A 1,501-nucleotide genomic window follows, 5' to 3' on the forward strand; every position below is an offset into this window, starting at 1 on the left:
ATCGCTAGCGGCAGGCTGGAGAACGATATCCAGATCACGTCGCGAGACGAGTTCGGCCAGCTTCTCGAAGCGCTGAAGAGAATGGATCAGCAGCTTAGCAATACGATTCGCGGAATCAAGGGGTCCACCGAATCGGTCACGGTGGCCTCACGCGAGATCGCCAGCGGCAACACCGACCTGTCGGCCCGCACTGAAGAACAGGCTGCGTCGCTTGAGGAAACTGCGGCCAGCATGACGCAGCTAACGGAGACAGTGAAACAGAACGCTGACAATGCCCGTCAGGCGAACGTTCTGGCAACGAACGCCACCGGCATGGCGGATACGGGTAACGATACTGTTCAGGCCATGGTCGGGACAATCGGGAAAATCAGCGCGAGTTCAAGCAAGATTTCTGAAATCACGGGCGTGATTGAAGGTATCGCCTTCCAGACGAACATTCTCGCGCTGAACGCTGCTGTGGAAGCTGCACGTGCTGGCGAACAGGGGCGAGGGTTTGCCGTGGTCGCCAGCGAGGTTCGCAGTCTGGCCCAGCGTTCTGCTACGGCCGCGAAGGAAATCAAGGAACTGATCAGCTCGTCCGTGTCAATGGTCCAGGACGGTTCCAGACAGGCGGCAGAAGTCAGCGCCACCATGGGACAGGTCAAGCAGGCAATCAAACAGGTGTCCGATATTGTCGGCGAGATCGCCGCTGCGTCAGAAGAACAGAGCCGTGGCATTGAGCAGGTCAATCAGGCCGTGGGCCAAATGGATGAAGTGACGCAACAGAATGCGGCGCTCGTTGAACAGGCGGCAGCAGCAGCGCAGTCACTTGAAGAACAGGCCATGAACCTGAGGGACGCGGTGTCGGTGTTCAAGATTGCCGATACCGGAGTCTCCGCATCACGGATGGTTACTCCGCAAAGCAAACCGCGCCCGTCCGGTTCCAGGACTTCAACCACCCGCCGCACAGCCGCGGCTCACCCGAAAACAGCGCCTCAATCGCCCAACGCCACGACCGGCACCGGCAGGGCCGTCCCGGCGGACGCGAGTAGCGCCGACTGGGAAACGTTCTGAGGAGCCATGGTTTTGAATAACACCGACGCGCTTTTGAAATCACTGACTATTCTTGTCACGTCGAACGGCCACGCCATTTCCCGTTTCGGCGCGCAGGTTGTCGTCATGGGCAAATTCCTTGACGCCACGTTCCCACACCTCACAGCAACCCAATGCGCAGAGATCACAAAATCATTCCGGCACGGGATCGAAGACACAATGTCGCTCATGGACGACATACCGCTGCCCGCCGAATATCACTCATCGCTGCTGGAACAGACCAATAACTTACTGAACGCGCTGGACAGGAAGAGTAAGGCTCACGGATAGTCCTGCTGGTCTGCATCCAGGTTGTCCAGCATAAACACCGGGCGCCCCAATTGATCACGGGTTCTGGCACAACGCCCCGTAGCCAGGACCTTTTGGTGTGGTGTTCGCACCACGCCCTTTTTCATTCCCGGAATTGCCC

The 1,501-nt window shown here is 58.4% G+C and carries 2 protein-coding genes; both read left to right on the forward strand.

Annotation, left to right across the window (positions count from 1 at the left end; genetic code table 11):
- On the forward strand, window positions 1–1,053 hold a 1,053-nt coding region (locus FSO04_RS45730; RefSeq protein ID WP_233465467.1), incomplete at its 5' end, for a methyl-accepting chemotaxis protein.
- A gap of 12 nt (window positions 1,054–1,065) precedes the next feature.
- Entirely contained in the window at window positions 1,066–1,362 is a 297-nt protein-coding gene (locus FSO04_RS45735; RefSeq protein WP_154568002.1) for a hypothetical protein, read from the forward strand.
- Window positions 1,363–1,501: the final 139 nt, after the last annotated feature.

The organism is Paraburkholderia madseniana, from assembly GCF_009690905.1.
In the GTDB taxonomy this organism is placed as follows: Bacteria; Pseudomonadota; Gammaproteobacteria; order Burkholderiales; family Burkholderiaceae; genus Paraburkholderia; species Paraburkholderia madseniana.